The sequence below is a fragment of the Vibrio splendidus genome (assembly GCF_024347615.1).
Classification (GTDB): domain Bacteria; phylum Pseudomonadota; class Gammaproteobacteria; order Enterobacterales; family Vibrionaceae; genus Vibrio; species Vibrio splendidus.
In genome coordinates, this window is sequence record NZ_AP025509.1 from 1,324,880 (window position 1) to 1,349,514 (window position 24,635).

Genomic DNA, 24,635 nt, shown 5'->3' on the forward strand with positions numbered 1-24,635 from the left:
CAATCAAGCATGAGGCGGATATAGGATTTACGAAGATGTTAGCTCGCCGCTTGTTCCCAATCAGTCAGTAACTTCATGATCACGCGAGAGTCTTGATGAGTCGCCATCGGCGCAGCAAGTTGTGTGTCACCTTGCTCAACCGCTTGGCGGATATTACGCACTTGATAATGGAAGCCATCGCCTTGCGCTTCGACTTTCACTTCGCGTGTCGACGTCTCATAGATCTCAACCGTGAATGTGTTGTCTTCAGTCGGTAGCCATGGGTTGGTATCGAGCGTGATGCAGCCTTTGCTACCTAGGATCGTAAAACCATGCTTTAAGCCGTGATCTTCAGCAGTGTGGATTTGCGCAGTAAAACGGTCGTTGAAACGCATCATCGCCGACGATTCACAGATATTGCCATCTTGGCCACGTCGGCCGATTGCCGAGATCTGCACATCATCGAACACACTCTCGCCAAATTGCTGCTGCGCAACAGAATGAATCAGCGACATTGGATAACAACCCAGGTTGTACAAGGCGCCTTTGCTCGCAGGGTTAACGAACTGATCAATCGCCGCAACGTAGGAACCTTGGATTGAGCGCACTTCGCCAATCTCACCGGTTGCCAACTCTTGATGAAGCTTAGCGATAAGCGGGTGATTTAGATACATCAAACCTTCTGCGAAGAACACGCCAGATGCTTTCACCGCTTGTAGAGCTTGCTCGGTTTTTTCCATATCAACCGACAGAGACTTCTCACACAAGATCGCTTTGCCTTTTTGAGCCGCTTTAATCACATACTCATGATGAACATGGTTTGGCAGAGCAATGTAGATGATGTCGACTGACTCATCTTCAATCAAGGCGTCATAGCTGTTGAAGGTTCGTGTTGGTTGGTATTGGGCAGCAAACTCGTTAAGTGTTTTTTCAGTACGACCAGCAACGGCATACAGCTCGCTTTGAGCATCGCCTTTGATCGCATCCGCCATTACGCCTGAGATAAAGCTAGTTCCTAGGATTCCCCATTTCATGTCTTAGATCTCCTGCTCTTGTGCTTTGATAGGTCCACGTTGCGTTTCGAATGCTTGAACCAACTCGGTAATGTCACGCTCAATAAACGCTTTGGTATGAGGCATCACAAAGTGCTGATTGATCGCCTCGCGGTTTGCGTATTGCTCTAGCAAGATCACGCGATCACTTTGACTTTGATCATAGGTTGCAATCGCTTGCAGGCAGCCCGGCTCGCTTTGCATGTCTAAACAAAACTGTTCGATGGCTTCGATCGCAGCAGCTCGCTCTATGTTAGTTTTGATCTTCAGTTCGGCAGTGACAAAGATGGTTTCGTTCATTTGAGGCATTTCACGCTCTTATTTTAGTTAATTATCGGTTTGCCATTAATATAATTAACCCCTAATAATTGATAAACTCACGTTTTGTTTATTGTTTATCAACCAAGAGTGTTTAATGGATAAGTTAACCAGCATGAAAGTCTTCGTCTACGTGGTGGAACAAGGCAGCTTTCGTAGCGCCGCCAACCACTTCAACCTGTCGGCGACCATGATCAGTAAGCATGTCCATTCCTTAGAAACCAGTCTGAACTCTCAGCTGATCCACCGCACCACGCGTAAGCAATCGTTAACCGACTCAGGGCAGCTTTACTATCGTGAGTGTAAGCGAATTCTCGAAGACATCAGCAATGCAGAGAACCTGATTCAGACCTTGGAAAATCAACCGCAAGGCACGGTAAAAATTAACTGCCCAGTTACCTATGGAAACAAGGTGCTCGCCCCTATCGTGGCCAAATTTCTCGCACATCACCCAACCATTAACGTTGAGCTGATGTTGAATAATGACCTTGTCGACCCTTATTCATCCGACATTGACCTGATTGTGCGAATTGGCGACCTGTCCGATTCAAGTTTAGTCGCCAGATACTTAGGGGATTATGAGATGTGTTACTGCGCGGCTCCTGAGTACCTTAACCAACATGCTGAAATCAGAGTATTAGAAGACTTGGCGCAGCACCCGTCGCTTGGGTTCAGTTACAGCAGCCAAGCTCCTCACGCCACACCGAATAAAGAGCGTGTGCGCTTGATGTCGAATAATGGTGATGTGTTGCGATATGCAGCCCTTCAAGGCGTAGGCGTGTTATTGCAACCGACTATCTTGGTCGCAGAAGAGATTAAACGTAGCGCGCTATTGGAGATCTTGCCCGGCATGGCGCCGTTACCCAAGCCGATTCACTTGCTCTACAAAACTAAGCAACTCTCTTTAAAGAACCGAACTTTTGTCGAGTTTTTATTAGCCGCTCTTTCTGAGTAACTAAGCGCTTTCTAAACAACAAAGACCGCTAGGCTGTTTGCCAATGACTCATCAAGCGTTTGCCAAGATCAGAAGGTGTGGTGTTATGGACGGTCATCTCATCACATTGGTTGAACACCATGAAGTGTTTAAGTTCTTCGCACAAAGCGTGAATCAATGACTCATGACTTTTAACTTTGTCTTCAACAACCAAGTTACGAATATTGAGTAAACGGGTCTTCCTATCGACCTTACAATCCATTCGCGCCACCAGCTTACCTTGCCACAGAATCGGCAAACTAAAGTAACCAAACTGACGCTTGGCCTCTGGAACATAGCATTCAAGGAGGTAGTCAAAGTTGAACAATGATTGCATTCGCTTTCGTTGAATCAGCAGGTTATCAAACGGAGACAGTATCTTAAGCTTGGTTCTGGAAAGAGGTTGATTCAGCAGTTCAAAAGCACCTGGCAGGACATAGTAATCAGAGCCTTGAATATCTACTTTCAGAACCTGCTTATCTTCAAGCATCTGTTGGAGTGCTCTCTGAATCAAAGGCTTTGTGTTCTTGAGTAGGTAGCTCATTTCCGACGCTATTCCAACTCCGTTAGCCTCTAAATAACGTGTTATCAGATGCTCGATGTACTCTTGTTCTGTCGGCTCAGAGGTATCAATTCCACTCGGTAGAACTCGCTCGGTTAGGTCATACACCTTATGAAAGTTCACTCGGCTCGGCACCATTAAGTCACCTTGCATAAACAAAGTTTCTAGCGCCTGTTTGGCAGGTTTACCGCCCCATCCGCCGGGGTTTGGTCTATCCCCTTCAAAGTCTTTCGCCATCAACGGCCCTTCATTCTCAATACGTTTGAGAACATGAGCCATCAATGCATCATCCTTTTTATACCAATGCTTGAGCTTGCCGCTCGCAAACCCATTCTTTCGATGTAGGCTGAAGCGGTAATCTCGAATGGGTAAATACGCGGCGGCATGCGACCAATACTCAAACACTTCTCGACGCTCTAACAGCTTATCAAGATGGTTCAGTTGGTAGTCTTGATTTCGATTCCACAACGTATGATGGTGGGCTCGCTGAATCACGGAAATGGTATCAATTTGCACATAGCCAAGGTTTTCAATCGCAGACAGCGTATTCGCCAAGGCGCCGCCATTACGTTGCTTTTTAGGCGGTAACTTTTGCGAAAGCAGTACAATTTTTTGCGCTTGAGCGAGTGAAAGTGATTCCATGAAATTCAGACTCTAATTGATACCAATGACTGGCTTATGATTCAGCAATAAGCTCTTGAAGGATTTGCTTATACGTTTCTACCGTCTGCGCGCCTGTCACTGCACTCTTGCGGTTGAATACCACGGTAGGAACCGCTGAGATGCCCATGCGTTGCCATTCAAACTCTTGCGCTTCAATTTGCTTTAAGTTGTCGATGTTCTTCAAGCGTTTCAGCGCTTTCGTTGAATCTAAGCCAACCGCTTCAAGTTCTTGTGCAATGACTTCAAGGTCAGACAGGTCTTTTTGCTCTGTGAAGTGAGCGGTAAAGAAGCGTAGCTTTAACTCAGTCTGTTTACCGTGCGCTAGTGCAAAATCGAGCAGCACATGCAGATGACGGGAATTAACCATTCTCATGCTGTCATAGAAATTGAAATCGAAACCAACCGCTTGGCCACGCACCGCAAGCTGTTCGCGTGAACTTTGACTCTCTCCTGCGCTAGAGCCGTATTTTCTCATGATGTGGTCACGCAGGTTTTCGCCCTCTTGCGGCATATCAGGATTGAGCTCAAACGGCTGCCATTCAAGTTCAATTTGCTCTGCTAAGCCAAGCTCAACAATAGCTTGCTCTAAGTTTTTGTAACCGACCACGCACCACGGGCACATTACGTCAGAAATAATATCGAGTTGAAGTTTCTTGCTCATCGTCATTCCAAATGATCATTGATAAGGCATGTCCGCTGTATAAGCAGGCATCCAATTTATCTTCAGACTACAACAACCTGAACAATCGTTCAAATTTAACTAACTGGATCTGTAGCCAACAAAAAAGCCAACTCATGTTACCGAGCTGGCTTTAATAAAAATCTGTTGGAGCTTAACCGCGTTACGCTAGCAGCTTCTCAAGTACTTGGAACACACCCGCATCGATGTTACTTGGCGCGCCAAAACGAGCGATCTCTTTCAGCTTTGGATGCGCGTTTTCCATTGCGTAAGAGTGGAAGCTCTCTTTAAGCATTTCTAAGTCATTGAGGTAATCACCAAAGCTCATGGTCTGCTCGTAAGTGAAACCTAATGTGTTTTGTAGATGTTTAATCGCCGCGCCTTTTGACGCTTCAGCGTTCATCACATCCAACCAAATTTTCGCACTGACAACCACTTGGTAGTTCTCACCAAACTTGGTATCAATAGTTGGGTTCACTTGCTCTTGTGAACCGTCGAAGTGACAGATAGCCACCTTGATGAAATCGTCTTCTACCGCCAGTAAATCTTCTACTTGCTCACGGCGATGGTAGTACTTAGAGATCTCCGCTAGAGCACGCTCATCTTTGGTTTCGATGTATGCAGACTTCTTACCACATAGCACCACATGAGCACCTTCAATCGCGCGAGCTTCTTTAATGATGTCTTTGATGGCATCAGTATCAAGTAAGCAACTGTAAAGCTCTTGGCCTTTATGCATCACCAATGTGCCGTTTTCAGCAACGAACATCATGCGATCTTTTAGCGGGGCAAAGGTTTCCATCAAGCTGTAGTACTGACGACCCGATGCCGCAGCAAAAATAATGTCTTGAGCTTCTAAGCGCTCGTAAAGGTTGAAAAATTCTGGGTCTAACTTTCCGTGTTCATTAAGCAGAGTGCCGTCCATATCAGCAGCGATAAATTTGATGTTCTGTTGTGGCATTTCAGGGCTTACCTATAAGTAAAAATTAAAGTGTAAATTATGATTTTTCGTTATCTTGTGTAACGGTTCTGCCTTCGATTATATCGCTAGAGTAGCCAGTGAATGCAATGCTTTTCGGTAGGCTTTTTTCTTTGAGTCAGCGCCTAAATCTGAGTTTGAATCTAAGCTCGCGTCTAACTCACCAAACTCACTTCTCACGATAAGCCCTTCAATGAAGGTCATGACTGATTCGCTGCGTAATTCTAATGTTGCAACGTCTACCTCTTCGCCACCACTGACTACTTTGTAAATAGTACTCTTGAGCCAAGCCTTGTGCTGTCGCGAGAGCATCGCAATGTCATCTTCGGACTCTTTGAATTCCGCCAAGGCGTGCATGAACATGCAGCCTTTGAAGTCGGGTTGTTCAAACCACGCAAGATGCCAATCTAACAGCGCATCCAATTGGTTTTGCAATCCTGAGGTTGATGACAGTTCCGCCTCTAAACTCGACTCGAAACGCTGATGACGCCTTTCTAACACCGCTTCAATCAGCTTGGTTTTCGATCCAAAGTGACGATACATGGATGTCTTAGAAACCGCCGCTTCGTCTCGGATCATATCCACCCCAACAGCGGTATAACCAAACTGATTAAATAGCGACTCCGCTACATCCAGAATCAAATCTTTTTTACTCATCGTTCATCAACCTCAAATCGCTCTGAAATCGTAGAGCTCAATTTCTCGTTGCAAGAAGTGTACAGATCTGTATCATTCAAATCAAACAGTACAGATCTGTACACTTGCAATAAAAAGAGATAACAAGAGGAAATGATTATGATCGGTAAACTATCTGGTGGTGGAGCTCTTCCTCCGAAAGCAAGCATAAGCCAACTGATTAAAGGTTTTATTGGCGGTACGCTGGGCATCTTAACCTTGTGCCTATTAGCAGAAAGCTCTGGCTTCTCGTGGTTAATGGCTCCATTTGGTGCGACGTGCGTACTACTGTTCGCGGTGCCTACATCGCCGTTAGCTCAACCTAGAAACGTCATCGCGGGTCACTTTATTTCGGCTGCAGTGGGTTTAGTCGTGTTATATGGCTTTGGGGATTCTTATTTGGCCATGGCAATCGCTGTCGGCTCATCCATCATGCTAATGCAATACTTTCGAGCGGTTCACCCACCCGCTGGCGCCAATCCGATTGTGATAGCTTTGGCAGGTACCGCACATGTGGATTGGACGTTCTTATTCACTCCCGTATTAGTAGGCAGCATCGCTTTGGTTGGTATCAGTACGCTATTGAATAACAGCGATTCACAACAAAAGTGGCCGTTATACTGGTTTGGTTCATCCAAGTCTTAGTCTATTGAATTTCAATGATAAATATGGATTTTGACATCCAATTTAGAAGCAAATTGAAAGATCACATTGACCCTTATATAAAATGGGCTTACTATTAATCGTCATTTAACGATTATGGAAAGCGAAACATCAATATGAACGAAACTTGCTCTACAACTGGTGGCTGTGCTCTACCAATCGGACATGGTGATACCGAAGCTGAAACGCAAATGGCAGCTCTGGCCAAAGCGCTCGCTCACCCGGCAAGAGTTCGTATATTGAGTATCCTTTCAACGCTAGAAAAATCGGGGGGCTGTTTGAACAGTGACTTGGTTAGCGAATTAGGTTTGGCGCAATCGACAGTATCAGAGCACCTAAGAATCTTGAAAACCTCTGGTTTCATCACTGCTGAATCGATACCACCGAAGATGTGCTACCGCATTAATCGAGATAATATTCAGCAATTTGAGACGCTAATCGACACCATTTTAAAATAGATTAACCACGCTTAGTTTGTCGAACACAATAAACTAAGCGTATTTTTTGCCTTTAAATATCGTTTTTCGACGATTAACGATATCAACAAAGAGAGATTATCATGAAACCAAAGTTAGGTTTTCTAGATCGCTACTTAACACTGTGGATCTTTATTGCCATGGGCCTTGGTGTATTGCTTGGCACCCTGTTCCCACAGATCGAACAGTGGAATGAATCGATGTCGGTTGGTACCACCAACATTCCGCTTGCGATTGGCCTTATCTTAATGATGTATCCGCCTCTTGCTAAGGTTAACTACAACCTATTAGGCACCGTGGTCAAAGATAAGAAAGCCATCAAACTATCTCTGATCATGAACTGGCTTGTTGGCCCTATTCTGATGTTCGTGTTGGCGCTAACATTCTTAGGTGACCACCCAGGTTACATGGTCGGCGTAATTCTGATTGGTCTTGCTCGCTGTGTGGCGATGGTGCTGGTTTGGAACGACATCGGCGGCGGTAACAAAGAATACGGTGCGGCGTTGGTTGCTCTAAACAGTGCATTCCAAGTAGTGAGCTACAGCTTTATGGCGTGGTTGTTCATCAGCGTTCTTCCACCAGTATTTGGTTACGAAGGCATGTTGGTTGATATCTCGATGATCGACATTGCACACAGTGTACTTATTTACCTAGGTATCCCATTCTTAGCGGGCTTCCTAAGCCGTAAGATCCTTGTGTCGATGAAAGGCGAGCAGTGGTACAACGATGTGTTTATTCCACGCATCTCTCCAATCACACTGATTGCACTACTGGCGACTATCGTTCTGATGTTCAGCCTAAAAGGCGAGATGATTTTAGAACTGCCAATGGACGTATTGTTGATTGCTGTTCCACTGACTATCTACTTCACAGCGATGTTCTTCATCAGCTTCTTCATTGGTAAGAAGATGGGTATTGAATACGACAAGAACGCATCAATTGCATTCACAGCGACAGGTAACAACTTCGAGCTAGCGATTGCCGTTGCTATCTCAGTATTCGGTATCAACTCAGACCAAGCGTTTGCCGGTGTTATCGGTCCACTGATTGAAGTACCTGTGTTGATTTATCTAGTGAACGTAGCGCTTAAGATGAAAGACAAGTACTACAACGGTCAGACGGTTAAACCTAGCGTATAGCATCTACGTCTACACCTAGAACTAGAACTAGAACTAGAACTAACAAAAAGCAGTATCACTTTGAACAGAAAGGCTCACACGTTAAACGGTGAGCCTTTTCTTTATTCAGTTTGATCCAATTTAAGTCTCGTCCAGTTTACGTTTCGTCTAATAAGCCTTTCAAAGCTTGTTCAAGCCAAAGTAACGCAGGGCCTTTAGAGCGTGTTTTAGACAGAACAAGATCAACGGGCGGCGACCATGTTTTGTGATCGAATGAGACATTAATCTCCACTAAACGCTGCTTATTCAGCTCCTCTTCGACAAGGTGCTTGGGTAAGTATGCCCAGCCAATATCGCTGCCAAGTACCATCTCTTTGATCACAATAAAGCTGTTTGACCACCATACCTTTCCGGCAATCAGCGGAAACTGATCCATCACCTTGCCTTTGTCTCCCCTCAACATTAACTGACGATGCGGGAGTAAGTCAGTGAGTTTCGCCACACCTGTTTTTGCGAGCGCATGACTTGGATGACACACAGCAATAAACGGTAAGTGACCGATAAAGCATGGCTCAGAACCGACATCAAAAGCCAAGTTGGTAAACATCAATCCAATGTCGGCTCTCTCTTCGATAATTAACGGATTGACCTCTGTTGTGGTACACGCAACCAGTTCAACTTCAGTAGCAGGGAATTGTTGACTGAACTGACTAAGGATCTTAGATAAGTTCGGAACCAGTAATGAATCATCTAATGCAATTTTGATGAGCCCCTCTTCACCGCTACCCATCGCGTTAACCGTCACATTCAGATCTTCAACCTGAAGCACGATCGCTTTCACCTGTTTAAATAACTGCTCGCCTGCTTTGGTTAGTGAAGGCTTTCGAGTCGAACGATCAAAAAGCTCAACATTAAAATCTATTTCAAGATTACTGATGCCTTGGCTTACCGCCGACTGCACCTTCCCCAAATGACGAGCACTAGCAGAAAATGACCCTAATTCAACGGCATACACAAACATTTTCAGCTGTTCAATGTTGTACATTCGGTTTCTCCCAAAGCTTACTATCACAAGATGTGATGCTAACTATCTTTATATTATCACTTAAGTAGATATTATCTAGCCAAGTCATTAGCCCATCGGCGGCTATTTAATCGTAAAGAGAGTTAGAAAAATGTCACATAAAGAACGCATGTTGCACATGGTGCTATTTGAATTGGTTGCTTTGGTTTTGATGGCAGGGCTTGCAACCTATATTACAGGAAACGGCGCAGGTGAAATGGCAGGCTTAGCACTCGCAATATCATTGATAGCGATGGCTTGGAACTACGTTTACAACTATGGCTACGACAAAATTTACGGAGCTGACCGAAGCAAAAGAACCAAGAAAACACGCGTTCTGCACGGATTAGGTTTTGAGCTTGGGTTGATGACAGTGACTCTACCTGTCTTGATGTGGGTTCTACAACTCGACTTCCTTACCGTACTGGTCATGGACATCGGCCTAGTTATTTTCTTCGTACTTTACGCGATAGCGTTCAACTGGGCGTATGACTCGATCCGAGCTCAGTTGGTTGCGAGAGGAAAGGTTGCAGCTCTGGTTTAGAGCTGTAAGTTCTTAACTTATAACAAGAACAAACATCCAAATTGAAACTGCCAAACTACAACTTAGTTGGCAGTTTATTCATTTATGCATATAAGCTCATTTGTTAACGCCCTTGTTACATAGCAAAAACATCACACAGCCCTCCCTAATTAAGTCTAATAATCCGCCACTCACGAAGTAGCATCACAAATCCAAACATAAACTCCTCGTACCAGTTGCGCATTCATTTACATATAGGTAGTTTGAGCGGCTTCGCAACCTATCAATTCGAGCAATGACGTTCATGCGAGCATCTTTTTCGAGCAAAAGTGTTCGGATTAACATTTCAAGTGACTTTAATTAACAATTTTATGCTCAAACGCTCACTTTTGATGTTCGTTTATTTTCGAGTTCGCAAATATATGCACAATACACGTGCTAGATAAGCAAAACTAAAAAGGACTCGAACATGACAACAAACAAACACCCTTCTTTATTTGGGCAATGCTTGGCTGAATTTATCGGCACAGGATTACTCATATTCTTTGGCGTTGGCTGTGTGGCCGCTCTGGTATTAACTGGTGCGACATTCGGACAATGGGAAATCAGCATCATCTGGGGCTTCGGTGTTGCGATTGCAATTTACTGTACTGCCGGCGTTTCAGGCGCACACATCAACCCAGCCGTAACGATTGCACTGGCCATGTTCCATGGCTTCGATAAAGCGAAAGTGGTGCCTTACATCATTTCGCAACTGCTTGGCGCTTTCTGCTCTGCAGCATTGGTTTACAGCCTGTACAGCAACCTATTTACTGACTACGAAATCGCACATAACTTTGTTCGTAGCAGCCAAGACGCACTATCAACTGCTGGTATCTTCTCGACTTACCCACATGCTTCACTTTCTTTCTTCGGCGCTTTTGCTGTGGAATTCGTGATTACTGCAGTGTTGATGTTTGCCATTTTAGCGTTAGGTGATGAGAACAACGGCGCGTCTCGCGGTGCAATGAACCCTCTACTGATCGGTATTCTTATCGCGGTTATCGGTGGTTCTTTAGGTCCACTGACGGGCTTTGCAATGAACCCTGCTCGTGACTTCGGACCAAAACTGTTCGCTTACTTTGCAGGTTGGGATTTCGCACTAAGCGGTGCTCGTGATATTCCTTACTTCATCGTTCCAATTCTTGCTCCAATTGCTGGTGCGTGTTTTGGTGGTTGGTTGTACCCACGTGTTATCGGTGCTTACCTACCAGTAGAAGGCCAAGGCTGCACAATTCCAAACCAATGTGAAACAGAAGAAGAAGCTGAACAAGCTCAAGCTTAATCCCTAAGCGACCTTACATTTACTAAAATATAAATAACGAAAGAAAAAGGATTCTTACCATGACCGAGCAAAAATACATTGTTGCCCTAGACCAAGGCACCACAAGTTCTCGCGCTGTAATCCTCGATCACGATGCAAACATCGTTAGTTCTTCTCAACGAGAATTCACTCAGATTTACCCGAAAGCGGGTTGGGTTGAGCATGATCCAATGGAAATCTGGGCGACTCAAAGCTCTACATTGGTTGAAGCTCTTGCTAAAGCAGGCATCCGCAGCGATGAGCTAGCGGGCATTGGTATCACGAACCAACGTGAAACCACCATTGTTTGGAACAAAGAGACAGGCAAGCCTGTTTATAACGCAATCGTATGGCAGTGTCGCCGTACTGCAGACATCTGTGAAGACCTAAAAGCGCGTGGCCTAGAAGACTACGTACGTGACAATACTGGCTTAGTCCTTGACCCGTATTTCTCAGGTACCAAAGTAAAATGGATTCTAGACAACGTTGAAGGCGCTCGCGAAGACGCTGAAGCTGGCAAATTACTGTTCGGTACAGTTGATACTTGGTTGGTTTGGAAAATGACTCAAGGACGTGTACACGTTACGGATTACACCAACGCGTCACGTACTATGTTGTTCAACATCAACGACCTATGCTGGGATCAGAAGCTACTTGATGAAATGGGCATTCCAGCAATCATGATGCCTGAAGTGAAGCGCTCTTCTGAGGTTTACGGTCAAACGAACCTTGGTGGTAAAGGCGGTACTCGTATCCCAATCGCGGGTATTGCGGGTGACCAACAAGCTGCACTTTACGGTCAAATGTGTGTAGAAGCAGGCCAAGCTAAGAACACTTACGGCACAGGTTGTTTCCTTCTAATGAACACTGGCCAAGAGAAAGTAACGTCGAAGAACGGCCTACTAACAACGCTAGCATGTGGTCCTAAAGGCGAGCCTGCATACGCACTTGAAGGTGCAGTATTCATGGGCGGCGCATCAATCCAATGGCTACGTGATGAAATGAAGCTGCTGGCTGGCGCAGAAGACTCTGAGTACTTCGCAACGAAAGTAGATTCTTCAAACGGCGTTTACGTAGTCCCTGCGTTTACTGGTTTAGGCGCACCATACTGGGATGCTTACGCTCGCGGTACGATTGTTGGCCTGACTCGTGGCGTTAACTCTAACCACATCATCCGTGCAACGCTGGAAGGTATTGCTTACCAAACTCGTGACGTACTAGACGCAATGCAAGCTGACTCTGGCATCAAGCTAGCGAAACTACGTGTTGATGGCGGCGCAGTAGCGAATAACTTCCTAATGCAATTCCAATCAGACGTGCTGGATACTGAAGTTCACCGCCCTGAAGTAACAGAAGTAACCGCTCTGGGTGCCGCTTACCTTGCCGGCCTAGCGGTTGGTTTCTGGGACAGTATTGATGAGCTTCAAGACAAAGCCGTTCTTGACCGCACATTCATGCCGCACCACGACGAAGAGAAGCGTAACCGCCGTTACAAAGGTTGGAAACGTGCTATCAAGTGTGCACAGGTTTGGTCTGAGCTACACGATGACGATGACAACGAGTGATACTGAGTACTCAACTAATCGTTAATCATTAGCCGCTGATCTAGGAACTCGAGTAATCTAATCGACTAGATTGTTCGAACCTCAGCAAACGAAACTAAAAAGAGCACTATTTTGTGCTCTTTTTTGCGTTTCAGGCTCAAATTCCGCGTTTTGCGCAGCGTTTTTGCGGTTTAGACATGATTCCTTACCATCATTACTTCTCTCTTTTCATCAATTCGAGCACAATAGCGTGAGTTTATATTTTCGATTTTGACGCGCTAGAGCCCTTTGCGCGCAGGGAGTGGTAAGTTAAGTGAAGCAGATACCAAGACACCAGCAGATTGTAGATCTGGTAAAAACACAAGGATATGTGAGTACCGAAGAGCTCGTTGAAAAGTTCGATGTCAGCCCACAAACCATCAGACGAGACCTCAATGAACTTGCCGATAGCAACAAAATTCGTCGCTATCATGGTGGTGCAACCATTCCTTTAAGCTCGGAAAACACCTCGTATAACACGCGTAAAGCGCTTAACTTCAACGAAAAAGACGTGATCGCCGACGAACTAGTTAAGCACATCCCAGATGGTGCAACCCTATTCGTTGATATCGGTACCACGCCAGAATCGGTGGCACGCGCACTCAACAAAAACCACAAACAACTAAGAGTCGTCACCAACAACATCAATGTTGCGAGCATCCTTCTACCGAACCCAGAGATCAAGGTTATCTTGGCGGGTGGCGAAGTGAGAAACCGTGATGGCGGCATAGTTGGCGAAGCGACACTCGATTTCGTAAAGCAGTTCCGCCTTGATTTCGGTATTTTGGGTATCAGCGGCATCGACTTTGATGGCTCACTGCTCGACTTTGATTACCACGAAGTTCGTGTGAAACAAGCTATCATCGAAAACAGTCGCAGCATCTTCTTAGCCGTCGACCACACTAAGTTTGGCCGTAACGCGATGGTTAAGCTCGGTAATATCTCTCAAGCGCACATGGTCTTTACCAATAAACAGCCACCAGAAGAGATTCTCAACATCCTTAAAGATTCAGCAATACCATTAGAAGTGATCGATACCGCTCGTCCTGTGAGCGAATAACTCACATAAGTGCTCGGTGAGCCACTTTCTATAATGAATCACGATTCTTTATAGAAAAGTTAAAAAAGTAAAGCTTGCTCACTACCACTGTCGCTTCTATGCTCGAATTAGACTTATTTGAACCTCTGCTTTCATAAGCAGAGGTTTTTTTATGCCCAAATCACATAAAACGCGCATAAACGAAAATAATAAATGACCGCAAACGAAAGTTCATATAGGATTCAATTATGTTCTAAAATGCTCGTTCGCTCAGAAGAGGTCAAAACCATGAGTGCTCAACAAAATAATTCAAACAACAGTACATCTTCCACTTTAGACTTGATCGTGATTGGCGGCGGCATCAATGGTGCAGGCATCGCGGCAGATGCATCAGGTCGTGGTCTAAACGTTGGCTTATACGAAGCAAATGATTTCGCGTCTGCGACGTCTTCCGCTAGCTCAAAGCTTATCCACGGGGGCCTACGCTACCTTGAACATTACGAATTTCGTTTGGTTTCGGAAGCACTCGCTGAACGTGAAGTCTTGTTAAGAAAAGCACCTCATGTTGCTCAACCAATGCGCTTTCGTTTACCTCATCGACCATTTTTACGCCCAGCTTGGATGATTCGCTGTGGCCTATTCCTTTACGATAACTTGGGTAAGCGCACCACTCTTCCGGGAAGTAAGACCGTCAACCTAGCGAAATCAGGCCTACTGAAACCAGAAATGAAGACGGGATTCGAATACTCAGATTGCTGGGTTGATGATGCGCGTATGGTATTGCTTAACGTGTTAGCAGCAAAAGAGAACAACGCAGAAGTACGTAACTACTGCCGTGTTGAAAAAGCGCACCGCGAAGGTGGTATTTGGCATGTGACGATCCTTGATGTGATGACAAACCAACGCTTTGAACGCAAAGCAAAAGCGCTTGTTAACGCTGCTGGTCCTTGGGTTAAACAGTTCTTTGATGATGGATTAGAGCAGGCTTCGCCTCGTAACATTCGTCTTATCAAAGGCTCACACATTGTTGTGCCACGCATTCATGACGAGCCACAAGCGTACATTCTGCAAAACAAAGACAATCGCATTGTGTTCATGATCCCTTACCTAGATAAATTCTCGATCATCGGTACTACCGACCTTGAATACAAAGGCGACCCACGTAACGTCGCAATTGATGATGTCGAAGTGGATTACTTGATTGATATCGTTAACCAGCACTTTGTTAAACAGCTTGGCCGTGAAGACGTGGTTTGGACATACAGTGGCGTAAGACCACTTTGTGACGACGAATCTGATTCACCACAAGCGATCACTCGTGACTACACATTGGAATTGGACGCAGAGCTAGATCAAGCACCACTGCTTTCGATCTTCGGTGGCAAATTAACCACTTACCGTAAGCTCGGCGAAGCAGCACTGAAGAAGTTAGAACCACACCTAACCAATATGGGTGCGCCTTGGACAGCGAACGACACGCTTCCAGGTGGTAACTTTAGTTGCAGTAGAGAACAGCTTGCGAAGATGATCCACACTAAATACCCTTGGGCATCTGAAGCGCTATTGCTTCGCTACGTGACTCAATTTGGTACTTACACGTGGAAGCTGCTTGAGGGCGCAAATAGCGAAGCTGACCTTGGTATTCAATTCTCAAACGAAGCGCATGGCGTTTATCAAGTTGAGATTGATTACTTGATCAATGAAGAGATGGCGATGACTGACGAAGACATCTTGTGGCGCAGAACCAAGCTTGGCCTGTACATGAGTGAATCCGAGCAGCAAGCAGTAACGGATTACCTGAAAGAGAAACTACAAAGCAAGGTAGTGAGCTTTTCTCAAGTAGGCTAACCCCACCAGCCTAAACATGGTTCAAGAACATACTTAACAACGAAGCTTAGCGTCCCCCGCGCTAAGCTTTTTTATTGCCTGCTATTCCGGCCTAAGAACTCGATCAGATAAATCTCTCGATTGATCGTCTCCTTCGCACGGACTGAGGCTTTGTTCACTCCCCCATTTTCAATAAAAACTAAATAGTGTTTTATTAATCAGCTTGATTATCAACTTTACAAAAGATTGCTATTCTTTACCTCAACGAAACGACACATTTAGAAACGCTCACTATGTCAGCGCTTTAATAAGGAATCTATTCCATGCAAAAAGTTATTCTGATCACAGGCTCTACCGATGGTATCGGCTTCGAAACGGCAAAAGTACTTGTTCAACAAGGTCACCACGTTTTATTGCATGGACGTAACCCAAGCAAGCTCAAAGACGTAGAGCAGCAACTTGTGGCGATTACTGATGAAGCGAAAATTCAAAGTTACGTGGCAGACTTGTCTGTTCTGGCCGATGTGGATGCGTTGGCTGACAAAGTAATTGCTGAGCACGATAAGATTGATGTACTGATTAATAACGCAGGTGTGTTCAACACTCCGAACCCAATCACTAAAGACGGTTTAGATGTTCGTTTTGCTGTGAATACCATTTCACCATACCACCTGACTAAACGTCTGCTACCTGTGCTCGATGCATCTAGCCGAGTGGTTAACCTGTCTTCAGCGGCACAAGCAGCAGTGAACATCGAAGCGCTAGAAGGTAAGAAACCAATGTCTGATGGCGACGCTTACGCACAAAGCAAGCTTGCGATCACTATGTGGACTCGTGAGATGGCAAAAGAGTTAGGTTCTACAGGGCCAATGGTGGTTGCGGTCAACCCAGCTTCGTTACTAGGCAGCAAGATGGTGAAAGACGCTTATGGCATTGCAGGCGGAGACCTAAGCATCGGTTCTGATATTCTGGTTCGCGCATCATTGTCTGATGAGTTCGCACAAGCAGGCGGTCAATACTTTGATAACGACAACAACACGTTTGCGAACCCGCACCCAGATGCGATATACGGTGATAAATCACAGCAAGTTGTCGCTAAAATTGAAGAGATCATCAAAGCAACGCTTTCTTAATGACAGCTATGCTCAAGTGATTTTCTGATTCCAAGAAAAAAGCCCTACGTGACTAACGCATAACTTAGTCACGTAGGGCTTTTTCCTTAAATCTATCTGACTCTACTTTTGTTCCCAATACGGTGGATTACCATAATATTCAGAGAAGTAGTCGATGAAGGCTCTCACCTTTGGTGCAAGTAATCTTGTGCTTGGGTACACAGCCCAAATTGCAGGCTCTGAGGTTAATGGGTAATCTTCTAATATTTGAACCAGCTGACCGCTTTTCAGTTGTTCATAGGCACACCAATTCGATGTCACCGTGATACCCATACCACCTGAGGCTGCGTCACGCAGTGCTTCTCCGTTATCTGCCCTGAACGACCCAGATGCCTTAATCGTCTTAGGCCCGCTTTCAGTATTGAAGGTCCAGTTTTCTAAACCAATTAAGCTAATACACTGATGATCATTAAGATCTCGAGGTGTGGCTGGCTTACCATATTTGATTAAGTAATCAGGCGATGCACACACAATACGCTTGTCTGTCGCAAGTTTTCGGGCAATCAGTGTCGAGTCTTTCAGCTCTGAGATACGAATCGCGATATCAAAGCCACCCTCAACAACATCCACCATCGAATCTGATAGCCTGAGATCGACTTTTAACCCAGGGTAGCGTTCTAAGAATCCAGGTAAAGCAGGAACAAGATGCAAACGCCCAAAAGACGCAGATGCGGTAACTCGCAGCGTTCCGGTTGGAGAATCACAGCCCACACCGACCGCCGATTTGGCAGCATCCACGCTCGATAACACTTCTTCAGCATGAGGTAAGAATGCTTCCCCCTCTTCGGTTAAAGAGACCTTACGAGTGGTTCTGTGGACCAAGCGAACGCCTAAATTGTCTTCCAGTTTACTGATGTGCGAGCTTGCAACAGCAGGAGATAAACCAAGCTCTTGCCCAGCCATGCTGATGTTATGTGTGGAAGCTAAACGAACAAACAATTTGAGGTGTTCAATATTCATGAGATTACCAATAAAATCTTAAAAATCGTGTACCAGTAACCCTCATTATGCGTCATTCACATAACAATACAACGTATTAACTCAGTTGAATTGTGAAGAAGTGATTGAGCCAAAACGAAAAAAAACTCCCGAAGGAGTTTTTGTCTAAGTCTGTAATTCGCCATTTAGCTAGTCAGCAAAATTACCAACTCACTAGCCCGTTAAACGAGCATGCAGTAAATCTTTAAGCTCAGAACGATCATGTTTCAATTGGTGCATCGAGCCGTCATCAATGGGTGAATCTTTCAGCTCTAGTTTACGAATCTCTTTATCAAGGTTGTCGTATGTCTTCATATCTGCTGCAAAGCCATCGTCAGTTTTAGCAAGCTCAGCAATTTTGTCTTTCATTTCAGGAAATTCGTGAACAAGAGAGTGATTTTCACCTAGCATAGAAACCTCTTAAGTTGAGTAAAGTGATTGGTAGTACACATTCATTATTTACCTTAGCAAGGGACTCAAATAACAAATGAGATCCAGTACACAGCCTAGAATATAGACAGTTCAGATTCACAAATTTACAACATAAATCGGCAGGGATGCGTTATTTTACATAGAAGAAAGCCTCACGTAATCGCAAGGCTTTGTAGAAGTGAGTTCTTTATAAGAACAGTGACAGAAATGATAATAACAGCAGCTAAAAAGTATTTTCAAAAAAGGATTAGCTGCTACAACCACCAGAATGAACTCGATTGATTTGATCATGTGAAGACGTGTCAGAGCCTGTCGATTGGCATCCTGCCACGAACAATAGCGTTACAGATAAGATAAGCCATTTCATAATTAATCCTCTTTTAGTCATGACTAAAGCATAGTGCTTAAAAGCGCGGATACCTCAGTCATTAACTAAAGCCTTACCTGCCGATAAAGCCTTAGTTAATGAACAAAGCATCGCTTCATTAACTAACGACCAGTCTCTGTGCAAAAAACTTTCACCAAACGAACAAAAAACAGTCACAACTCTCTCTAAGCTTCACAAAAACCAGCCTTCCGATTCCTTTTGGTTATTACATAAATAACATCAATTCATTTTTAGAATCACCACCAAACCGATACATTAGTGTCATCTCCTAATGACGACCTCAAGGTAAACGATATGAAAAAGACCATTTTAGCAACACTGATTACCATCACATCAATGCAAACAATGGCAGCAGTTGAAGTAACCGACGAAAACTTCGCTCGTGCAGAAAGCGACCTTTACTTCACTCAACAGTTAGAGCATCAACCGGTTAATGTTTTTGAGCATAATCGCGAAAACGTAACGGTAGAGAACCAAATGATTATCCGCTCTAACACCGACCTGCTCTATTCAACCGCGGTTGTCGATGTCTCAGAAGGCGCAACATTCAAACTGGCGAAAGGCGATGCGTACCAGATCATGCATATCTTCAATAACAATCATGATAACCACATGGCCATTTATGGTGGCGAAGAAATTTACATCGACTCAGAAATCGCAGGTTCAGACTACATCTACATACTGATGCGAACTGCAACAAGTGCTGGCGCAGATGAAGCGCATCGACTGCAAGATGCGGCGGTCATTAATGCGAAATCAGCTAAGCCTTTTGAACCTGCTTCAGATTGGGATGATGCATCTCGAGATAACGTCCGAGCAAAATGGGAGAAGCTAGTTAATGACATCAAGACAGAAGAAGCCTTCACACCAAACATCACAGCAACATCAGATAACAAGCAGTTTATGATTGGTACTGCGGTGGGTTGGGCTGGTATGCCGGCAGAGCATGCTGTGTATACATCACGAGCGGGCACAGGTAAAACGGAGTGTGCAAACATCACGTTTGAAGCACCCTCATTACGTTATGACGAAGGCGGTTATTGGTCAATTACGGCCTATTCAAGCCAAGGCTGGTTGATGACGAACAACAACAGTGCTGATTCAACGACATCAACACCCAATAAAGACGGTTCTTACACGATTCACTTTGCGCCAAAAGGGCAAACCTGTGACGCTGCAAGTAACGTGATTGAAGTAAACGATGATGGCTGGAACTTTGCGGTTCGTGCATACCGTCCTAGCAATGAAGCGGTAGCATCCGGTGAGATGCACAACTTCCCACAGGTCACGGCTAAGTAGCGGGGAATAACGACTGAGTTGCGAGTAATTAGTGTTAATTAACTGGCAATAATAGCTGCTAACAATAATAGCTACTAACAATAACCTAGCCTCTCATTTGAGAGGCTTATTGCTTTTCTTTTATGATGGCTTGGGAGGTAGTGATAATTTTGCGCTTAAGCCATTGATTCATCGGGTGCATTCTCTTGTTATGAGATTCCACCAGTACGATTTTTTTGAGCTCTTCCGGTGCATAATCAGGAAAAGAGAGATAATCGAACTCTTCATGAAGATAAAGAGCAAGCTGCTTGGAACACGGTAGAATCATGTCACTTTGTTTAATGACCTCTAATAGCGTGTGCAAATACGAGCTTCTTGCTTTCACTTTAAGCTGCTCTGTCGACAAATGCTTGGCGATATAAGGCTGAATATCATTCCACCCCGGTATCACCAAACTCGCGTATTCCGCTTCATCTATCTCTTGCTGTGAAATCACTTTGCCAGCTAATGGATGGCCGGTTTTAACCAACCCGACAAAGTCATCCTCACCGATAATCTGATGGGTAAACTGCTTATTCGTGTCGATTGGAGAAAAGTTGATAGCTGCTTGTATCTCGCCATCCAACAATTTTTTCAGCGTTTGAGAGCCCCAATTAACGATATTGACTTGAGCATTGGGCGCTTCTTGAATGAGACCAAGGCATAAACGCGCACCAAGCCAGTTCGAGATAAAACCGTTAATCGCAATCGTGATGTTGCCTTGATACTCGGCAGGGTCAAAGCTTGGAGTTTCAAGAATCACGTCGTCCAAGCTTTCCATGATCATTGGCAGCCGTTCACCAAGCTCTAACGCACGTGGAGTTGGCTTCAAACCTGAATGGACACGAGTAAACAATTCGTCATCAAAGTATTCTCTCAATCGCCCTAGTGCTTTACTCACTGCGGGCTGACTCAGCGCCAATTTATTGCCAGCAATGCGAGTATTTTGAGTTTCTAGCAAAACCAGAAAAACGCGGATTAAATTGAGATCCAATTGTTTCATAGTTACCTGTCATTAAAGTTTGGTCAGGGAGATATTTAGCCGTCTAGCGATAAAAGCTAACTTAGCGAATATCTCTCTCATTATGGCTCATTTGACGATTGATTCGCTTAACGATCTTTAACTCTTTTCTAAGTATGTGACTCATACAAACCCGCTTACCCTCTGCTCCTTCGAAAATACTTGTTGTAAAAAAGGCTCGAATCAACAATCCGAGCCTTTATTGTTTTTACCGAGTGTAAACTAGACGTTAGTACACCTCACACCAATCTGATTTCATGTCGATCAGTGTCCAATCCTCTCTGGAATTCGCCTCATCTAGCGCTTTATCAAGCTTGCCAACATGGGACTCACGATCGTACTTCCACTCTCGCTCAGCATCAGTGTGATGAACAATCATAGCCATTGAGTTGGGTTGGCTCGTTGCCCACTGCATCATCGCTTGATCACCGTCTGAGTTGCCTACTGCTAAAATAGGCTTCTTACCGATAATATGCTGAATATTGGTGACCTTTCCGGCTTTGTCATCGATGGCCAAAATGGACGAATCCTTGGTAACCGTCGGCTTGCCATCGTTGTAGCTGTAGTTGTATTTAAGCGCGCTGCCGATGATCTGTTCTGTAGGAATGTTGTAAGCTTGCGGAGCCCACGCTCTCATGAAATCAACACCTCCACCCGACACAATGTAAGTATTAAAGTCATGCTCTTGCAGGTAAGTCAGCATCTCTTTCATTGGCTGATAAGTAAGGTCTGTGTAGGCTTTATTGAAGCGTTTATCTTTTGCTACCGCCAACCATTGCTCAACGTCTTGCTGGTATTGTTCTACTGTCATACCAGAATGTGTCGCCATGATGATTTTCAATAACCCTTCTTCGCCACTGCCCAGAACACTTTCAATATCATCTTCAAGTACAAACTTAAACGGTGCTTCTGTTTTCCATTCAGGGTGTTCAGGCGCCATCTCTTTTACACGATCTAGTGCAAAGGCTAGTTGGAAGTAGTAAGGTTTTTCTGACCAAAGCGTACCGTCGTTATCGAATACGGCGATACGATCTTCAATTGCCACGAACGTATCGGATTCAGCTTTGGTGGCTTGGCCCACAAAGTCGACGATAGCGGATTTGCTCTCGCTGTCCTTCCAAGAAGGCAGCAAGTTAGGATCACAATCTTTAGCAAAAGATGAGAAAGAGAGGCTGGATAAGATCGCGACGGATAAAAGAGTTATTTTCTTCATAGCAACTACCATGTTGTTGAATTAATTGTAGGGTTTAATTCAATTCATCCTAGTTGGTCTACTCTGATTTTCCACTTATGGACACTATAACCAATACTCATGTTGGTATTAGATTAGTACCACAGCTAAGCTGGCTGAGGGTGCTCTACGATGTATTTATCGAGAATTTAAAAAGAGACAAACAAAAAAGCAGAACTTCAATTCCTCAAAGTTCTGCTTTAACAATCCATGACTGCTTACGCTCTGCGCTTTTTGAAAGCGTGCCAGCCGGCGCTGAGAATTGTTTTTACCACCACACCTAATGCGCTTAGTTTGGGGTCGGCATTCTTGCCAGAGGCAATGCGCCACATCTGATGTTCATACCAAACCAGCCCGACCATCGCCATCTTGTCTAATGCAGGTTTTCCTGTGGTTGGCACCGTTAGCGGCATGCCGTGGCTAGGGTTTTCAATTAACTTGTTAGGGAAATCAGGATCAACCGCCATTGTTCGCGCAATGCCAATAAAATCGGTCGCCGAGGTGTTTAATGCGTCATTCATTGCTTGCGCGGTTCGAAAACCACCCGTGACCACCAGCGGAGTGCTGACGAGTTTTCTCGCCTTCACCATGTAATCCATAAAATACGCTTCACGTTTTACCGTGCTGGCCTTGATTGGTTCAGCTTTGCTCTTTGAACCCATCATTGATGGACTTTCATAGGTGCCGCCAGAGATCTCAATCAGGTCGATACCGTTATCACTCAGTGTTTGCACAACCTGCATCGACTCTTCTTCAGTGAAGCCACCTTTCATGAAGTCGGCGCTGTTGAGCTTAATTCCGACAGGGAAATCTTCACCGACCTCTTTTCGAATCGCGCGATAAACCTCAAGCACGAAACGAAGTCTATTTTCAAGTGATCCACCCCATTTGTCTTGGCGTTGATTGTGTCTAGAAGACAAAAACTGACTTACCAGATAACCATGAGCACCGTGAATCTGCACACCAGTAAAACCCGCTTGTTTTGATAGTTTTGCACTCAGCGCGAATTTATCAATGATTGCGATGATTTCCGTCTCAGTCAGAGCTCGTGGCGTATTAAAGCCTTTTTCTAATCCACGCTCTAAAGAGATAGCCGAAGGCGCAACCGGGCTATCACATAAGAATTTAGGGATTTGCTTTCCTGGGTGGTTCAATTGCATCCATATCTGCGAACCATTTTGTGTTCCAGCCTTCGCCCACTCACGAAATACGCTTAAGTCACTTTGCTCATCCAACACAACGTTTTTAGGTTCACCAAGCGCACCTCTATCGACCATCACGTTGCCCGTCATGGATAGGCCAATTCCTCCTTGAGCCCAACGCTGGTAAAGCGTGACTAAACCTTGCTTAGGGTTATGATGTTTATCACCTAGCTGTTCACTCATTGCCGATTTGAACAGGCGATTTTTGATCACTTGGCCATTAGGAAGAGAAAAAGGGTCGTTGAGGCAGATCGGATTCATGCGCGTGGTTACTTTCTTTGGTTTATATATTGAGTCCAGTATGCCCTATTTTATCCGACAGTTTTTATCATTTAGTGCCTATTTCGAAGCAAGTTTCGCTCAATAATAAAATGCCAGCGGCATAGCAGCTGGCATTAATCGATTATAAATAGAATCTCAAAAACTGGGCTGACGCTGCTGAAATATGTCAACCAGAAAGGCTCGAACACCCTTTACGCTCATGGTAATTGTCGTTATTGTGATTCTCTACGTCATCATCACAAGGACTGTCTGAGAGTTATGAACAGCACGATTGAAACTATTCTGGGGCACCGCTCCATTCGTCAATATACAAATCAACCGATTGAAAAAGCACAACTTGATGTGATTATTCAGGCTGGTCTCGCGGCTTCATCATCGAGCTTACTGCAGGCTGTTTCTATCGTGAGAGTGACAGACAAAGAGAAGCGCAAACTGTTAGCCGAATACGCAGGTAGCCAAACTTACGTTGAGAATGCGGCTGAGTTTTTGGTGTTCTGTATCGACTATCAACGCCACGCTCAAATTAACCCTGAAGTGAAAACCGACTTTACTGAACTGACCCTGATTGGCGCTGTCGATTCTGGCATCATGGCGCAAAACTGCATGCTGGCAGCTGAGTCTCTAGGTTTGGGTGGCGTGTATATTGGTGGGCTGCGTAACAGCGCACAACAAGTGGATGAACTGCTAGAACTGCCACAACACACCGCCGTATTGTTCGGAATGTGCTTAGGTCACCCGGCACAACAACCAGAGGTTAAGCCTCGCCTCCCTGCTCATGTGGTGATGCACGAAAACCAATACCAACCGCTGAGCCTAGATGAAATTGCCAGCTACGATGATTCAATGCAGAGCTACTACGCAAGCCGTTCAAGAAACCAAAAGCAGAGCAGTTGGTCACAACAGATCACTCAAAAGCTGTCTGGCGAATCTCGCCCGCATATCCTGCCTTACTTGAACAGCAAGCAGCTGACCAAGCGTTAAGCCGTTAAGCCATTAAGCCATTAAGCCATTAAGCCATTAAGCCATTAAGCCATTAAGCCATTAAGCCATTAAGCCATTAATAGCTTGCAACAAACCACAGTACAAACAAGAATGTCA

At 44.8% G+C, this 24,635-nt stretch carries 24 protein-coding genes; 12 read left to right on the forward strand and 12 right to left on the reverse strand.

Annotated elements, in window-relative coordinates:
- Positions 1-38 precede the first annotated feature (38 nt).
- Both OCU90_RS23045 and OCU90_RS23050 read right to left on the reverse strand, forming a co-directional pair.
- Positions 39-1,013: a Gfo/Idh/MocA family protein gene (locus tag OCU90_RS23045; protein WP_061022280.1), complete on the reverse strand. Its 975-nt coding sequence runs from the start codon at positions 1,011-1,013 to the stop codon at positions 39-41.
- Between the two features lie 3 nt (positions 1,014-1,016).
- The gene (locus OCU90_RS23050; RefSeq protein ID WP_061022282.1) at positions 1,017-1,340 is read right to left on the reverse strand and encodes a putative quinol monooxygenase; all 324 of its coding nucleotides are present in this window, start codon (positions 1,338-1,340) and stop codon (positions 1,017-1,019) included.
- Positions 1,341-1,446: 106 nt separating this feature from the next.
- Between OCU90_RS23050 and OCU90_RS23055 the strand changes: the two genes are divergently transcribed.
- Positions 1,447-2,304: a LysR substrate-binding domain-containing protein gene (locus tag OCU90_RS23055; RefSeq protein ID WP_061022284.1), complete on the forward strand. Its 858-nt coding sequence runs from the start codon at positions 1,447-1,449 to the stop codon at positions 2,302-2,304.
- Positions 2,305-2,332: 28 nt separating this feature from the next.
- Here OCU90_RS23055 and OCU90_RS23060 read toward each other — a convergent pair whose 3' ends face one another.
- The 4 genes from OCU90_RS23060 to OCU90_RS23075 all read right to left on the reverse strand — a co-directional run bounded on the left by OCU90_RS23060 (position 2,333) and on the right by OCU90_RS23075 (position 5,862).
- Positions 2,333-3,526 (reverse strand): winged helix-turn-helix domain-containing protein, encoded by a 1,194-nt coding sequence (locus OCU90_RS23060; RefSeq protein WP_061022286.1) that lies wholly within the window; start codon positions 3,524-3,526, stop codon positions 2,333-2,335.
- Positions 3,527-3,560: 34 nt separating this feature from the next.
- Entirely contained in the window at positions 3,561-4,208 is a 648-nt protein-coding gene (locus OCU90_RS23065) for a DsbA family oxidoreductase (RefSeq protein WP_061022287.1), read from the reverse strand.
- A gap of 181 nt (positions 4,209-4,389) precedes the next feature.
- Positions 4,390-5,187 carry a Cof-type HAD-IIB family hydrolase gene (locus tag OCU90_RS23070; RefSeq protein ID WP_061022290.1) on the reverse strand — a complete coding sequence of 266 codons (798 nt, stop codon included), beginning with the start codon at positions 5,185-5,187 and terminating at the stop codon, positions 4,390-4,392.
- Positions 5,188-5,265: 78 nt separating this feature from the next.
- Positions 5,266-5,862: a TetR/AcrR family transcriptional regulator gene (locus OCU90_RS23075; protein ID WP_061022292.1), complete on the reverse strand. Its 597-nt coding sequence runs from the start codon at positions 5,860-5,862 to the stop codon at positions 5,266-5,268.
- A gap of 138 nt (positions 5,863-6,000) precedes the next feature.
- Between OCU90_RS23075 and OCU90_RS23080 the strand changes: the two genes are divergently transcribed.
- The 3 genes from OCU90_RS23080 (at position 6,001) to arsB (ending at position 8,158) form a co-directional block, all read left to right on the forward strand.
- Positions 6,001-6,525 carry an HPP family protein gene (locus OCU90_RS23080; RefSeq protein ID WP_029224304.1) on the forward strand — a complete coding sequence of 175 codons (525 nt, stop codon included), beginning with the start codon at positions 6,001-6,003 and terminating at the stop codon, positions 6,523-6,525.
- Between the two features lie 134 nt (positions 6,526-6,659).
- A complete protein-coding gene (locus OCU90_RS23085) occupies positions 6,660-7,001 on the forward strand; it encodes an ArsR/SmtB family transcription factor (RefSeq protein WP_061022294.1) in 342 nt (113 codons plus the stop codon).
- A gap of 101 nt (positions 7,002-7,102) precedes the next feature.
- Positions 7,103-8,158, forward strand: coding sequence for an ACR3 family arsenite efflux transporter (arsB, locus tag OCU90_RS23090; RefSeq protein WP_004732209.1), 1,056 nt, complete (start codon positions 7,103-7,105; stop codon positions 8,156-8,158).
- Positions 8,159-8,294: 136 nt separating this feature from the next.
- On the opposite strand, the gene OCU90_RS23095 is transcribed toward arsB, so the two are convergent.
- The gene (locus OCU90_RS23095; RefSeq protein ID WP_004732211.1) at positions 8,295-9,182 is read right to left on the reverse strand and encodes a LysR family transcriptional regulator; all 888 of its coding nucleotides are present in this window, start codon (positions 9,180-9,182) and stop codon (positions 8,295-8,297) included.
- Between the two features lie 130 nt (positions 9,183-9,312).
- On the opposite strand from OCU90_RS23095, the gene OCU90_RS23100 reads away from it, so the two are divergent.
- The 6 genes from OCU90_RS23100 (at position 9,313) to OCU90_RS23125 (ending at position 16,647) form a co-directional block, all read left to right on the forward strand.
- Positions 9,313-9,744 (forward strand): PACE efflux transporter, encoded by a 432-nt coding sequence (locus OCU90_RS23100; RefSeq protein WP_061022296.1) that lies wholly within the window; start codon positions 9,313-9,315, stop codon positions 9,742-9,744.
- Positions 9,745-10,192: 448 nt separating this feature from the next.
- Positions 10,193-11,047 (forward strand): MIP/aquaporin family protein, encoded by an 855-nt coding sequence (locus tag OCU90_RS23105; RefSeq protein WP_004732234.1) that lies wholly within the window; start codon positions 10,193-10,195, stop codon positions 11,045-11,047.
- Between the two features lie 59 nt (positions 11,048-11,106).
- Positions 11,107-12,630 (forward strand): glycerol kinase GlpK, encoded by a 1,524-nt coding sequence (glpK, locus tag OCU90_RS23110; RefSeq protein ID WP_004732235.1) that lies wholly within the window; start codon positions 11,107-11,109, stop codon positions 12,628-12,630.
- A 292-nt stretch (positions 12,631-12,922) separates the two neighbouring features.
- Complete coding sequence (locus OCU90_RS23115; RefSeq protein WP_004732237.1) at positions 12,923-13,708, forward strand: DeoR/GlpR family transcriptional regulator; 786 nt, start codon at positions 12,923-12,925, stop codon at positions 13,706-13,708.
- Between the two features lie 267 nt (positions 13,709-13,975).
- Positions 13,976-15,535 carry a glycerol-3-phosphate dehydrogenase gene (gene glpD / locus OCU90_RS23120; RefSeq protein ID WP_061022325.1) on the forward strand — a complete coding sequence of 520 codons (1,560 nt, stop codon included), beginning with the start codon at positions 13,976-13,978 and terminating at the stop codon, positions 15,533-15,535.
- A 302-nt stretch (positions 15,536-15,837) separates the two neighbouring features.
- Complete coding sequence (locus OCU90_RS23125) at positions 15,838-16,647, forward strand: SDR family NAD(P)-dependent oxidoreductase (protein WP_061022298.1); 810 nt, start codon at positions 15,838-15,840, stop codon at positions 16,645-16,647.
- 102 nt (positions 16,648-16,749) lie between these two features.
- Here OCU90_RS23125 and OCU90_RS23130 read toward each other — a convergent pair whose 3' ends face one another.
- On the reverse strand, positions 16,750-17,646 hold the full coding sequence (locus tag OCU90_RS23130) for a LysR family transcriptional regulator (RefSeq protein WP_004732242.1): 897 nt from the start codon (positions 17,644-17,646) through the stop codon (positions 16,750-16,752).
- Positions 17,647-17,838: 192 nt separating this feature from the next.
- Positions 17,839-18,075, reverse strand: coding sequence for a YdcH family protein (locus tag OCU90_RS23135; protein WP_017060944.1), 237 nt, complete (start codon positions 18,073-18,075; stop codon positions 17,839-17,841).
- A 667-nt stretch (positions 18,076-18,742) separates the two neighbouring features.
- On the opposite strand from OCU90_RS23135, the gene OCU90_RS23140 reads away from it, so the two are divergent.
- On the forward strand, positions 18,743-19,783 hold the full coding sequence (locus OCU90_RS23140; protein WP_017082585.1) for a DUF1214 domain-containing protein: 1,041 nt from the start codon (positions 18,743-18,745) through the stop codon (positions 19,781-19,783).
- A 106-nt stretch (positions 19,784-19,889) separates the two neighbouring features.
- Here OCU90_RS23140 and OCU90_RS23145 read toward each other — a convergent pair whose 3' ends face one another.
- The 3 genes from OCU90_RS23145 to OCU90_RS23155 all read right to left on the reverse strand — a co-directional run bounded on the left by OCU90_RS23145 (position 19,890) and on the right by OCU90_RS23155 (position 23,516).
- Positions 19,890-20,804 carry a LysR family transcriptional regulator gene (locus OCU90_RS23145; RefSeq protein WP_017082586.1) on the reverse strand — a complete coding sequence of 305 codons (915 nt, stop codon included), beginning with the start codon at positions 20,802-20,804 and terminating at the stop codon, positions 19,890-19,892.
- Between the two features lie 247 nt (positions 20,805-21,051).
- On the reverse strand, positions 21,052-22,035 hold the full coding sequence (locus tag OCU90_RS23150; RefSeq protein WP_061022300.1) for an HAD family hydrolase: 984 nt from the start codon (positions 22,033-22,035) through the stop codon (positions 21,052-21,054).
- Positions 22,036-22,271: 236 nt separating this feature from the next.
- Positions 22,272-23,516, reverse strand: coding sequence for an NADH:flavin oxidoreductase/NADH oxidase family protein (locus tag OCU90_RS23155; protein ID WP_061022301.1), 1,245 nt, complete (start codon positions 23,514-23,516; stop codon positions 22,272-22,274).
- 279 nt (positions 23,517-23,795) lie between these two features.
- Here OCU90_RS23155 and nfsA point away from each other — a divergent pair, with 279 nt between their 5' ends.
- Positions 23,796-24,518: an oxygen-insensitive NADPH nitroreductase gene (nfsA, locus tag OCU90_RS23160; protein WP_061022303.1), complete on the forward strand. Its 723-nt coding sequence runs from the start codon at positions 23,796-23,798 to the stop codon at positions 24,516-24,518.
- Positions 24,519-24,635: the final 117 nt, after the last annotated feature.